Below are 12,326 nucleotides of genomic sequence, written 5' to 3'. Positions count from 1 at the left end.
GGGAAATCGACGCGGGGCGGTCATGGAGTTTTCCGCGGCCGATACCTGCCTGGATATCCAGGGTTTGACCCTGGCCTATGGCGGCAAGACGGCGCTCAAGGATCTGACCCTGCGCATTCCACGCCATCGGGTCACGGCCTTTATCGGGCCGTCCGGCTGCGGCAAGTCGACGCTGTTGCGCGCCCTGAATCGTCTGCACGACCTCAATGAGGACGTCAGTCGTCAGGGTCAGATTCATCTGGATGGCCACGATATCCATGACCCCAGGGTGGCGGTGGCCGAGCTCAGGCGTCGGGTGGGCATGGTGTTTCAGGCACCGAATCCCTTCCCCATGTCGATCTACGACAACGTCGCCTTTGGCCTGCGCCTGCAGGGAGGCTTGAGCAAGCGTCGCATCGACGACGTGGTCGAATGGGCGCTGAAGTCGGCGGCGCTGTGGGAGGAGGTGAAGGGGCGTCTACGGGCGTCGGCCTGGTCGCTCTCGGGAGGCCAGCAGCAGCGTCTGGTCATTGCCCGGACCCTGGCGGTGGAACCCGAGGTGCTGTTGCTCGATGAGCCGGCCTCGGCCCTGGATCCGATCTCGACGCTGAAGATCGAGGAGCTGATTCGCACACTCAAGCCGCACCTGACCCTGGTGCTGGTGACCCACAACATGCAGCAGGCGGCGCGGGTGTCGGACTATACGGCGTTTTTGCACAACGGTGAGCTGGTGGAGTACGGCCCGACCGACACCCTGTTCACGCATCCGCGCCTGAGGCGCACCGAAAACTACATCACTGGACGCATGGTGGGCTAGCGTCCCGTCCCATGCTTCTTCAGGAGACCTTCATGGATATCACCAGCGATACCCACAGCCAGCACATCTCGAGGCAGTTCAATCATGAGCTCGAGGAACTCAAGACCCACCTGATGGCCATGGGTGGCCTGGTGGAAAAGCAGGTGCAGGATGCCGTCAGTTCGTTGCTCGACGCCGACTCTGCACTGGCCTCTCGTGTGGTCGACAACGACCGTGCGGTCAATGACATGCAGGTCAAGATCGACGACGAGTGCACCCGCGTGCTGGCACGCCGTCAGCCGGCGGCCTCGGACCTGCGACTGGTACTGGCGGTGATTCGTGCGGCGTCGGATCTCGAGCGCATCGGTGATGAGGCCAGCAAGATCGCGCGCAACGCCATCGAACTGGTCGACGGCAACAACGGCACCCGCGGCTTCGTCGAGGTGCGCAATATCAGCGAGCACGTGCGTCACATGATGCGTGACGCCCTGACCTCCTTCGCGCGTTTCGACACCGAACTGGCGATGCAGGTGGTGCAGGAAGACGAGCGGGTCGACAGCGAGTATCAGAGCGCCATGCGCTCGCTGATGACCTTCATGATGGAGGATGCGCGTTCGATCTCTCCGGTACTGGGCATCATGTGGATCCTGCGCGCGCTGGAGCGTGTCGGCGATCACGCCAACAACCTGGCCGAGTACGTCATCTATCTGGTCAAGGGCCTTGATATCCGTCACATCGCCCCTGACGACCTCAACCAGGAACTGCTCGACGACAGCAGCACGTCTTGACCTCGACGCCCTGAGCGGCGTCAATAGGCCGGCCCCGTCAGGGTCGTTGCCTGCACTCTGAGCATCGGGCCATCGTCGAGACGATGGCCCGATGTCGTTGGGGCACTGTCATCTTCAGCCACTGCCAAGGATCGATGTCATGCTGAATGCCCTCGAGGCGGTCCGCCGCGGAACCCGCCTGGTCTATAGCCAGGGCCTGCGTCGTTATGTGTTTCTTCCCATTCTGGTCAACCTGCTGGTCTACGCCGGCATGCTCAGCTACGTGCTCGGTGAGTTCGGTGGCTGGCTCGATAGCTGGATGGCCATGGTGCCGAGCTGGCTGGAATGGCTCGACTGGCTGATCTGGCCGTTGTTTGTGGTCAGCCTCGTGCTGATCGTGTTCTTCAGCTTTACCCTGGTTACCCACCTGATCGCCGCCCCCTTCTACGGCTTCCTGGCGGCCCGGGCCGAGGTCGAGCTGACCGGCCGCGAGCCCATCGATGATCGTGGCTGGCTCAAGACCGGTCTCGACGCCCTGGGCAGGGAGCTGTTGAAGCTGGCCTACATCCTGCCGCGCATGATCGGGCTGTTTATCCTGAGCTGGATTCCGGTGATCAACCTGATCGCGCCGCTGTTGTGGGCGGCCTTCAGCGCCTGGGTCATGGCGATCACCTACCTCGACTACCCGATGGATAACAACAAGGTCAGCTTCGCCGATATGCGCAAGCGCCTGTCGGCGCGCTGGTGGCCGAGTCTCAGCTTCGGTGGCCTGGTGACCTTGATCACCTGGATCCCGCTGGCCAACCTGTTTCTGATCCCCGGGGCCGTGGCCGGCGCGGTGCTGATGTGGGATCAGCACTATCGGCAGTTGCCGGTGGTTCGGCGTTGAGAGGCACTTCCTGTGGACGTATGGCGTTGAGCAGCACTGTCGGTGCTGCCGATAATGGTGCGGCGTCAAAAGGGGATAGCAGGGAGTGGCCATGACGGCGCTGTTGCCAAGTCTTTTGCTCTATATCGCGGCGGCGCTGGCCGAGATCGCCGGCTGCTTTGCGGTGTGGCGCTGGTGGCGAGATGACGCCTCGGCATGGTGGCTGCTGCCCGCGATGGCGAGTCTGATGGCCTTCGCCTGGCTGCTCAGTCAGATCGATGCCGACTACGCCGGGCGTGCCTTTGCCGCTTACGGGGGCGTCTACATCGTGGCGTCACTGGGCTGGCTGTGGTGGGTCGAGCAGCGCCTGCCGGATCGCTGGGACCTGATCGGGGGCGCGCTGTGTCTGGTGGGTGCCGCGGTCATCCTGCTGGGGCCCAGGAGCTGATGGGAGCACGCTCGGTTCGTTCTGGCGGGGCCTAGTGCACAGCGCCTGCGCGGCCGAGCGCCACCGGGTCGGCCGCTGCCAGCCGGCTCGAGGGAAAGATGCAGCGGAAGGTTGCGCCCTCGCCGAGCCGGGAGTCGATATCCAGGCGTGCCTCGTGGCGCAGCAGCACGTGCTTGACGATGGCAAGCCCCAGACCGGTACCACCGGTGGCGGTGCTGCGGCCCTTGTCGACCCGGTAGAAGCGTTCGGTAAGGCGTGGCAGGTGCCTCGGATCGATGCCTTCGCCGTCGTCTTCCACCTCGAGGCAGGCGCCTTCGCCGTAGGCACGCCAGCGTAGCGTGATATGGGCGCCGTCACCGGCGTAGCGCACCGCATTGAAGGCCAGGTTGGAGACCGCGCTGTGCATCTCCTTCTCGCTGCCGGTGAGGCTGCGCGATTCTTCGACGACGACCTCGATCTGCTGGCGGCCGCCTGACAACGCCTCGGCGTCGCGCTTGACCGCCTGCAGCAGGGTGGTGGGGTCGAGGCGAACGTGATCGCTGCCGCCCTGGTCGTTCTCGAGTCGTGACAGCAGCAGCAGGTCGTTGACCAGATTCTGCATGCGGCGCGTCTGGCTCTGCATCTGGGCGACCCCCTTGCCCAGGCGCTCCGGCAGCATGCCGGCCATGTCGCTGTAGGTCTCCAGGTAGCCGGTGAGCACGGTCAACGGCGTGCGCAGCTCGTGGGAGACGTTGGCGACGAAGTCGCGGCGCATCTGTTCCAGGCGATGCAGACGGGTGATATCGCGGGCCATGACCAGGCGTTCATCGTCACCGTACAGGGTGATCTGGAACTGCAGGATCATGTTCTCGTCGATGGGGGAGGGCAGGCTCAGCGGTTCGCGGTAGTCACGGGCATTGAAGTAGCCGACGAAGCGCGGGTCGCGCAGCAGGTTGGTGATGTGCTGGCCGCGGTCCAGCGCCGGCTTCAGGCCGAGCATGCGCTCGGCGGAGCTGTTCCACCACTCCAGGTCGCCGTGGCGATCGAGCATCACCACGCTGTCGCGCATTGCCTCGGATGACTCCTGGATACGCTGGAGGGTCGAGCGCAGGCGGCGCTGGGTGATCCGCTGGCCCTTTTGATAGCGATAGAGGCGATCGAACAGCTCGCCCCACAGGCCACTGGCGGTGGGAGGTTCCTGCTGGGGGCGGTGGGTCAGCCAGTCGTGCATCGCGTGCAGGTTGCGCAGGTGATAGCTGAGCCCAAGCGCCAGGCCCAGGCCGATGCCTACGCTGGACAGCGAGAAGGGCCAGCCCAGCAAGGCGCCGAGACCCACCAGCACGGCCAGGCGCCAGACTTCTCGTCTCCACAGACGACCCACGTCAGTTCTCGGCTCCGTTCACCTCATCCCTCCTGGTGCTGCGTTGCGTCGATGGCTCGCTCAGACCTTGGCCGAAAAGCGATAACCGGTACCGCGTACGGTCTGGATCAGTTGCTGATGGGGTTCCCCCAGGGCCTTGCGCAGGCGGCGGATATGCACGTCGACGGTACGTTCTTCCACGTAGACGTTGCCACCCCAGACCTGATCGAGCAACTGGCCACGGGTGTAGGCGCGCTCCTGGTGGGTCATGAAGAACTGCAGCAGGCGATATTCGGTGGGGCCCATGTCCAGTGACTTGCCGTCGACGCTGACGCGATGGCTGACCGGGTCGAGCTTGAGGCCTTCTACCTCCACCGGGTCCTCGACGCCCCGCGGAGTGGCGCGTCGCAGCACTGCCTTGAGTCGGGCCACCAGTTCTCGCGGCGAGAATGGCTTGGTGATGTAGTCGTCGGCGCCGGCTTCGAGACCCTGGATCTTGTTGTCCTCCTCACCCTTGGCGGTGAGCAGGATGATCGGCAGCTCTGCGGTGGTTTCCTCGCGCTTGAGCCGGCGGGCCAGTTCGATGCCGCTGGTGCCCGGCATCATCCAGTCCAGCAGCAGCAGGTCTGGCTGGTCATCGACGATGATGGCGTGGGCGGCCTGAGCATTGTCCGCCTCGAGCACCCGGTAGTCGGCCATTTCCAGCGCCACCGCGATCATTTCGCGGATCGGGGCTTCGTCATCGACGATCAGTACGGTCTTGGCGGTCATCCCGGGAGCCTCTTGGTCAGGGTCTTACACTCGACGGTGACAAATGACACCACGTCAATGTGACAATTAGATGACATTGTATCCATTGTCGAGCGACCGAGACGGGCATTTCCCTCACCCGAGGGAGGGGTAGAGGCTCAGTCCGAGTCCGGCGAACAGCAATAGGCCCGACCAGTGGTTGTTGAGAAAGGCCTGGAAGCAACGGTCGCGGTCACGGCTCTTGATCAGCCGCTGCTGGTGGACAAAGGTCGCGCCCATGGCCAGCCAGCCGAGCCAGAAGAAGCCGCCCAGCGCCAGCAGGCTGCCGGCCCAGGCCAGCAGCCCCAGGGTAGCCAGCTGCAACAGCGCAATGATACGGGTGTCCCAGCGGCCGAACAGTACCGCGGTGGACTTGATGCCGATCTTGAGGTCGTCGTCGCGGTCGACCATGGCGTATTCGGTGTCGTAGGCCACGGTCCACAGCACGTTGGCGGTAAACAGCAGCCAGGCGACCATCGGGACTTCGCCGAGCACCGCGCCGAAGGCCATCGGAATGGCCCAGGAGAAGGCTGCGCCCAGCACCACCTGGGGGAAGTGGGTGTAGCGTTTCATGAAGGGATAGCTGGCGGCCAGCACCGCTCCGATCAACGACAGCCACACGGTAAAGCCGTTGGTCAGCCAGACCAGCGCGAAGGCCGATCCCAGCAGGTACACGAACAGCACCTTGGCCTCCCGCTCACTGATGCGGCCGGTGGCCAGCGGTCGGTTCTTGGTGCGTTTGACGTGGCCATCGAAGTGGCGATCGGCGTAGTCGTTGACCACGCAGCCCGCCGCCCGCATCAGGTAGACGCCGGCGACGAAGATCAGCAGGGTGTCACGGGCCGGAATGCCCTCGGAGGCCACCCAAAGCGCCCACAGGGTCGGCCACATCAACAGCCAGGTACCGATGGGGCGGTCCAGACGCATCAGCGCCAGAAAGTCGGGAATTCGGTTCAGGTATCCAGGGGGACGCAGCAGCGAACGATCCATCGGTCTCTCTCATGCTCTGGCGCAGGTCAGGCGAAAATGAGGCGTAAGCCGGGCAACAGTCGCTCCTCGGAGAAACATCGCCGAGAAGCCTTGGCGCAGCCTAGCGCGAGCCGACGGCCATGACCAGCCAGGCGGCTCGCTCCGAAGGTGGCGACGGAAGGGCGATGGCGGGGTGACAGCCGGTGAGCGACAGCTAGTCAGCCGGTGGCAGAGGCCGACAGCGACAACGCTCGGCCCATGGTCGGCATAAAGCTCTCCTGCACCAGCAGCACCCAGCCGCTGTGACGAAATACCGAGCGGCGTTGCCACAGTCCGGTATAGCCGTGGATCGGCCTGGTGTTACGGCCGATCTGAATGGCGCTGCGCTCGAGATCGGGCTGGCGAAACAGCCAGCTGCCGAGAGAGGTCTCGCCGAGGCCTTCGAAGGGAGCGTCGTGACGCTCGACGATCGGTGCCACGCTGCGCGCCACCACCCAGGGCTCCTCGTCCACGCACAGGGCGACCTCGCGCAGCCAGGCCTGCTCGTCGCTGGCCAGGCCCAGCACGTGGGCCTCGTCAGGCCACGGCAGGCCCTTGGCCTCCGCCAGCAGGCGTACGCGAAAGTGCCCGGCGCCTGCCGCCTCGATCAGGCGTTCTGTCAGGGAGTCCCGCGAGGCCAGCCAGGCGTGCCAGTCAGCGGGCACCGCGATGCCACCGGAGGCCAGCGACACCCAGCCGGGGTCGACGATATCGGCCGCGTCGGCATTCGGCGAAGCGGCTGTGGCTGGCGCGGGATTACCCGGTTCGGACCCCGAGCGCTCCCCCAGGGAGCGGAATGTGGAAGGAAGCTGTGTCATGCGGCCTCGGCAGGGCTGTCGTCACCGGAGGGCGGTGCTCCGGTCGGTCGGCGCATAGTGTACCATGTGGCCCAGCACTCACCCGCTGGTGTGGCCCCGTGCGGGCCGGCCCAGCTTCAACAGCGACCGCCCGGCGGTCGTCGGCAGAGTCGAAGGAAGCGATGCAAGGACCCTTGACCATCATCGGTACCGGCATGGCGGGCATAGGCCTGGCACGCCAGGTGCGGGCGCTGGACGCCCACCGACCGATCACCCTGATCAGCGCCGACTCAGGCGATGACTATTCCAAACCGCTGCTGTCCACCGGCTTCGCCAAGGGCCTGGCGGCGGATCGGCTGGCCGCGCGCTCGGCGCTGGAACTGGCCGATCAACTGGGCGCGGTGGTACGTCCCCACACCAGGGTCGATGCCATCGATCTGGCGTCGCGCACCCTGAGCCTGGGCCAGGAACGCCTGCCCTGGTCGGATCTGGTGATTGCCACCGGTGCCAGCCCCGTGGCGCCCTTCGAGATTCCCGATGCCCTGGCCGGACGGGTGTTCTCGATCAATGATCTCGACGACTATCGGCGTTTTTCGGCAGGCCTCGAGGCGCTGGGGCGCCCGGCTCGGGTGGCCATCGTCGGCCTCGGACTGGTCGGCTGTGAATTTGCCAACGATCTGCACGCCGGTGGTCATCGCGTCTGCCTGGTCGGCCCTGAACCCTCGTTGCTGCCCAGGTTGCTGCCACGGCGGCTGGGTCAGACCCTGAGCCAGGCCTTCATCGAGGCCGGCATCGACGTCATCCATGGCCGTCTGGTGAGCAGGCTCGAAGGTGCCGGTGGTGACATCGGTGTGCACCTCGACGACGGCCATGAGCTGGAGGCGGATATGGTGCTGGTGGCCACCGGTCTGAAGCCGCGCTCTCGGCTGGCGCGAGAGGCCGGTATCGCGACAAATGGTGATGCTATCGTCGTCGATCGCTACCTTAAAAGCTCCGATCCTCGTGTTCATGCGCTGGGTGATGTGGCCTCGGTGGATGGCGTCAATGCCATGTACGTGCAGCCGCTGCAGGCTTCGGCCAAGGCGCTGGCTGCGACCCTGTGTGGTCGTCCCACCCAGGTGCGTTACGGGCCCTGGCCGGTGCTGGTCAAGACGCCGCTGCTGCCGGTGGTGGCGCTGCCGCCGATGACCGACAAGGTGCATTGGCGAATCGAGGCTGACGGCGAGGATATCAGCGCCCTGGCCGAGGATGACGAAGGGCGTCTGCAGGGCTTTGCGTTGACGGGAAAATGCGTTCGTCGGAAAGTCGAACTGGCGCGGGCGGCACCGCCGTTGCTAGGCTAGGTTCGTCAACGGCGCGGGTTGTACGCGATACAGCCGTCGTTGAAGGTGCCACCGAGGCAGGGCAATTCTATCGGCGACGACCGCCACGACGTGTGGCTGGCCGGTGTCGTATCGCCGGTTTCGTTCCGATGGAAGAGGCAAGGTCCCGTCGGCGGTGGCTCTCGCTAGTCGAAAGACAGTCAGGAAGCGCTGAGCGCACCGTGATGTTCATCGTCGTGGTCAACGATCCTGTTGTCACGGCGCAGGGCCGGGGACTGCCCGTGTGGACACTCGGACAGTGTTTCCATAACAATGATGCCGGTGTCACGGCACCGGAGTATCAAGCCAAACCAGGAGGGCTGTATGCGCAAGCCAGAACTCGCCGCGGCGATTGCCGAGCGTGCCGATCTATCCAAGGACAAGGCCAGCCAGGTGTTGAACGTCATCCTCGACGAAATCACCGGTAGCGTGTCTTCCGGCCAGGACGTGTCGTTGATCGGCTTCGGCACCTTCACCGTGCGCGAGCGTGCCGCCCGCACCGGCAAGAACCCTCAGACGGGCCAGCCGCTGAAGATTCCCGCCAGCAAGACAGTCGCCTTCAAGCCCGGCAAGGGGCTCAAGGACGCAGTCGCCCGCTGAGGTGACGACTACCACCGCCTGTCCTCCAGGCGGTGGATCGATATCGCGGCCCGGTAGCGGGCCGCGCCTACCCGTCGACCGGTGAGGCAACATGACCCTGAGACTGATGCTGTGGCTGCTGGGCGTCATGCTCAAGCGGGCCTTCAAGCGCAAGGCGCGATTCCGCGAACGTCTGCAAGACCGGGGTGGGCTCGACTGGGGCATCGCCACCGAAGATCTGTCCATCGCGCGCCACTATCGCATGCGCCCCACGGGGATCGAGAGTCAGCGTGGACTGCCGGTGGATCTCGATCTGGAACTACGCTTCCAGGACAGTCAGACCGCGATCAAGGTACTCCGGCGCCCCTCCCAGCGCACCTTCCTCGATGCCATGATGGCCGGCCAGCTTCGACTGGTGGGCGACGCCCAGGATCTTGATCGGCTGCAGCGTCTGCTCAAGCACCTGTGAGGCACACCTGATCCATACCCGGCCCACACCTGGTCTACACCCGGTTCACACCTGGCCATAGCGGCCGGCTTCCTCGCCCAGCCAGCGCCTGATCAGTGGCCTGCTGGCCTCTGCTGCCTGCTCGAGCAGGGCATCGGCCAGTGGAGTGATGCGCGGCAACAGGTCGGCATCACGCTCCAGGTCGGCGATCTTCATCTGGGCCAGCCCCGTCTGGCGGGTGCCCAGCACCTCTCCGGGGCCACGAATCTCGAGGTCCCGCTCGGCGATGCGGAAGCCGTCGGTGGTCTCGCGCATGACCGACAGGCGCTGTTTGGAGGACTCCGATAGCGGCGGATGGTAGAGCAGCACGCAGTAGCTCTCGGTACTGCCGCGCCCCACCCGGCCACGCAGCTGATGCAGCTGCGATAGCCCCAGACGTTCGGGGTTCTCGATGATCATCAGGCTGGCGTTGGGCACGTCGACACCGACCTCGATGACCGTAGTGGCAACCAGCAGGTCCAGCTCGCCGCTCTTGAAGGCGGCCATCGTCTCGGCCTTCTCGGCCGCCTTCATGCGCCCGTGGACCAGGCCGACGGCCAGGCCCGGCAGAGCCTCGGTCAGCTCCTCGTGGGTCACCTCGGCGGCCTGGCAGGTCATCGCCTCGGACTCCTCGATCAGGGTGCAGACCCAGTAGGCCTGGCGGCCCTCGTCGCAGGCCGAGCGGATGCGCTGAATCACCTCGGGCCGGCGTTCGTCCGGCACCACAGCGGTGGTCACCGGGGTACGCCCGGGCGGCAGCCCATCGATCACCGAGACGTCCAGGTCGGCGTAGGCGCTCATCGCCAGGGTGCGAGGAATCGGGGTGGCGGTCATCACCAGCTGATGGGGCGTCAGCCCGCCCTGTTCGCCCTTCTCGCGTAGCGCCAGACGCTGATGCACGCCAAAACGGTGCTGTTCGTCGATGATCGCCAGGCCCAGACGAGAGAACACCACATCATCCTGGAAGATGGCGTGGGTGCCGACGATCATGCGCGCTCGACCGTCGGCGATGGCGGCCTTGGTGTCCAGGCGCGCCTTGCCCTTGAGCTTGCCCGACAGCCAGGCCACGTCGATGTCCAGCGGCGCAAACCAGTCGCGGAAGGCGCGGTAGTGCTGCTCGGCCAGCAGTTCGGTGGGGGCCATGATGGCGGCCTGGCAGCCGCCGGCGATGGCCGTCAGTGCCGCCATCGCCGCCACCACGGTCTTGCCCGAACCGACGTCGCCCTGGACCAGACGCAGCATTGGCGCGGGCCTGGCCAGGTCGGCTCCGATCTCGTCGAGCACGCGACGCTGGGCGCCGGTCAACGAAAACGGCAGCTGGGCCAGAAAGCGAGTCTTCAGGCTGCGACCGCTGGGCAGCTCCGGCGCGCCGTCCGACTGAATGCGCAGGCGCACCTCGCGCAGGCTCAACTGGTGGGCCAGCAGCTCTTCCATGGCCAATCGCCGGGTGGCCGGGTGATGCCCGTCGCTTAGCGCCTCGACGTCGCTGTCGGGGGGCGGATGGTGCAGGGTGGCGAGGCTATCGTGCAGCGAGGCCAGGCCGAAGCGCTGACGCAGGTTTTCCGGCAGGTAGTCCGGCAGCGCCTCGGGGGTTTCTTCGAGCAGCGTCATGGCCTGATCGATCAGCGCCCGCAGACGTGCCTGGGCAAGCCCCTCGGTGGTGGGGTAGATCGGTGTCAGGTGGTCTTCCACCGGCGGTTCACTGCCACCGATCAGACGATATTCCGGGTGGTAGATCTCCAGACCGGTCGCGCCGGCGCGGGCCTCGCCAAAGGCACGCACCCGCACGCCGGGGCGAAACTGCTGCTGCTGCGCCGGCGAGAAGTGGAAGAAGCGCAGGCTGAGGATGCCGCTGCCGTCACGTAGTCGTACCAGCAGGCTGCGGCGGCGACCGCGGACCACGTCGGCGGCGGATACCTCGCCCTCGACCACCGCCTCGTGTCCCCCTCGCAGGGTGGCGATAGGGGTGATCCGGGTGCGGTCCTGGTAGCGCAACGGCAGGTGAAACAGCAGGTCCTCGATTCGCTCCACCTTGAGCCGGGCCAGCTTCAGGGCCAGCGCCTCGCCGACCCCCTTGAGCGTCGTGACCGGGTCCGCCAGCCCGCTCACGGAGTCTCCGATTCGGCGGCGCGGCAGCGCGCGATGGCTTCGGTCACCGCATCGATGGCCTTGGGCCGGGGAAAGCTGGCGCGCCAGGCGATCGCCACGGTACGTCCGGGGGGATCCGTGAAGGGGCGGCTGATCAGCATGCCGCTCTCGTAGTGGCTGGTGCCGATGGCCGAGCGTGGCAGCACCGTGATGCCGAGTCCCGAGGCCACCATATGGCGGATGGTCTCGAGTGATCCGCCTTCGGCGGTGAGGGTATTGTTGGGGCTGTTGAGCTTGTGGCTGATCGCCGGGCACGCCTCGAGGATCTGGTCGCGGAAGCAGTGGCCTTCGCCCAGCAACAGCAGGCGTTCATCGAGGAGGTCTTCCTTGGCGATGGTCTCGCGCTCGGCCCAGGGATGCTCCGCCGGCAGCAGCACCTCGAAGTCTTCCTTATAGAGCGGCTTGGTGACGACGTCGGTCTCGGTGAACGGCAGCGCCACGATGATGGCGTCGAGCTCGCCATTTCTGAGCTTGCGGCGCAGCCCGCCGGTAAAGCCTTCCTCGATGTACAGCGGCATCTGGGGCGCGCCGCGGGTCAGCTCCGGGATCAGGTGCGGGAACAGATAGGGCCCGATGGTATAGATCGCACCGATACGCAAGGGGCTTGCCAACTGGTCCCGGCCGGCGGTGGCCAGTTCCTTGATGGCGCTGCTTTGCTCCAGTACGCGCTGGGCCTGTTCCACGATCTTTTCGCCGAGGGGTGTGACCTGTACCGTGGACTTGGAGCGCTCGAACAGGGCAACCTCCAGCTCCTCTTCCAGCTTCTTCACCGCCACCGAGAGGGTCGGCTGGGAGACGAAACAGCGCTCGGCGGCGCGGCCAAAGTGGCGCTCCTGAGCCAAGGTTACGATATAGCGGAGTTCTGTTAGAGTCATGATGGTGCCGATCGGCATCCTCTATCCGGGGTATTGATCGAGGCGCCAGACGCTGGACGCGCGGGTCTCCGGGCCGGAGCCTCAT

The 12,326-nt window shown here is 65.7% G+C and carries 13 protein-coding genes; 7 read left to right on the top strand and 6 right to left on the bottom strand.

The genetic code is table 11. The annotated features are described in order from the left end of the window. The first annotated feature begins 22 nt into the window (after positions 1-22). From pstB to NFG58_RS21260, 4 genes are all read left to right on the top strand, one after another. Positions 23-796: a phosphate ABC transporter ATP-binding protein PstB gene (gene pstB / locus NFG58_RS21275; protein WP_348828149.1), complete on the top strand. Its 774-nt coding sequence runs from the start codon at positions 23-25 to the stop codon at positions 794-796. Positions 797-828: 32 nt separating this feature from the next. Then, entirely contained in the window at positions 829-1,563 is a 735-nt protein-coding gene (gene phoU, locus NFG58_RS21270) for a phosphate signaling complex protein PhoU (protein ID WP_108131973.1), read from the top strand. A 139-nt stretch (positions 1,564-1,702) separates the two neighbouring features. Further along, a complete protein-coding gene (gene cysZ, locus NFG58_RS21265) occupies positions 1,703-2,431 on the top strand; it encodes a sulfate transporter CysZ (protein ID WP_124804542.1) in 729 nt (242 codons plus the stop codon). 91 nt (positions 2,432-2,522) lie between these two features. Continuing rightward, positions 2,523-2,858, top strand: coding sequence for a YnfA family protein (locus NFG58_RS21260; RefSeq protein ID WP_348827325.1), 336 nt, complete (start codon positions 2,523-2,525; stop codon positions 2,856-2,858). Between the two features lie 31 nt (positions 2,859-2,889). On the opposite strand, the gene phoR is transcribed toward NFG58_RS21260, so the two are convergent. The 4 genes from phoR to NFG58_RS21240 form a co-directional block, all read right to left on the bottom strand. Beyond that, on the bottom strand, positions 2,890-4,218 hold the full coding sequence (phoR, locus tag NFG58_RS21255; protein ID WP_045991648.1) for a phosphate regulon sensor histidine kinase PhoR: 1,329 nt from the start codon (positions 4,216-4,218) through the stop codon (positions 2,890-2,892). Positions 4,219-4,278: 60 nt separating this feature from the next. Further along, positions 4,279-4,968 (bottom strand): phosphate regulon transcriptional regulator PhoB, encoded by a 690-nt coding sequence (phoB, locus tag NFG58_RS21250; RefSeq protein WP_045991649.1) that lies wholly within the window; start codon positions 4,966-4,968, stop codon positions 4,279-4,281. A 114-nt stretch (positions 4,969-5,082) separates the two neighbouring features. Further along, entirely contained in the window at positions 5,083-5,976 is an 894-nt protein-coding gene (gene ubiA / locus NFG58_RS21245) for a 4-hydroxybenzoate octaprenyltransferase (protein ID WP_348827324.1), read from the bottom strand. Positions 5,977-6,173: 197 nt separating this feature from the next. Next, complete coding sequence (locus NFG58_RS21240; RefSeq protein ID WP_348827323.1) at positions 6,174-6,812, bottom strand: chorismate lyase; 639 nt, start codon at positions 6,810-6,812, stop codon at positions 6,174-6,176. Between the two features lie 161 nt (positions 6,813-6,973). On the opposite strand from NFG58_RS21240, the gene NFG58_RS21235 reads away from it, so the two are divergent. The 3 genes from NFG58_RS21235 to NFG58_RS21225 all read left to right on the top strand — a co-directional run bounded on the left by NFG58_RS21235 (position 6,974) and on the right by NFG58_RS21225 (position 9,200). Continuing rightward, positions 6,974-8,134 (top strand): FAD-dependent oxidoreductase, encoded by a 1,161-nt coding sequence (locus tag NFG58_RS21235; RefSeq protein WP_348815092.1) that lies wholly within the window; start codon positions 6,974-6,976, stop codon positions 8,132-8,134. Between the two features lie 342 nt (positions 8,135-8,476). Further along, positions 8,477-8,752: an HU family DNA-binding protein gene (locus NFG58_RS21230; protein ID WP_045991652.1), complete on the top strand. Its 276-nt coding sequence runs from the start codon at positions 8,477-8,479 to the stop codon at positions 8,750-8,752. A 91-nt stretch (positions 8,753-8,843) separates the two neighbouring features. Further along, positions 8,844-9,200, top strand: a complete 357-nt coding sequence (locus NFG58_RS21225; RefSeq protein WP_045991653.1) for a hypothetical protein — start codon at positions 8,844-8,846, stop codon at positions 9,198-9,200. 45 nt (positions 9,201-9,245) lie between these two features. On the opposite strand, the gene recG is transcribed toward NFG58_RS21225, so the two are convergent. After that, on the bottom strand, positions 9,246-11,327 hold the full coding sequence (gene recG, locus NFG58_RS21220; RefSeq protein WP_222567981.1) for an ATP-dependent DNA helicase RecG: 2,082 nt from the start codon (positions 11,325-11,327) through the stop codon (positions 9,246-9,248). Further along, entirely contained in the window at positions 11,324-12,241 is a 918-nt protein-coding gene (locus NFG58_RS21215; RefSeq protein WP_108132191.1) for a hydrogen peroxide-inducible genes activator, read from the bottom strand. The genes recG and NFG58_RS21215 overlap by 4 nt, the downstream gene beginning before the upstream one ends. Between the last annotated feature and the right edge of the window lie 85 nt (positions 12,242-12,326).

This window comes from Halomonas sp. RT37 (assembly GCF_040070525.1).
Classification (GTDB): Bacteria; Pseudomonadota; Gammaproteobacteria; order Pseudomonadales; family Halomonadaceae; genus Halomonas; species Halomonas litopenaei.
Note: the sequence above shows the minus strand (reverse complement) of the source record. Positions and strands in the feature narration are given on the sequence as shown.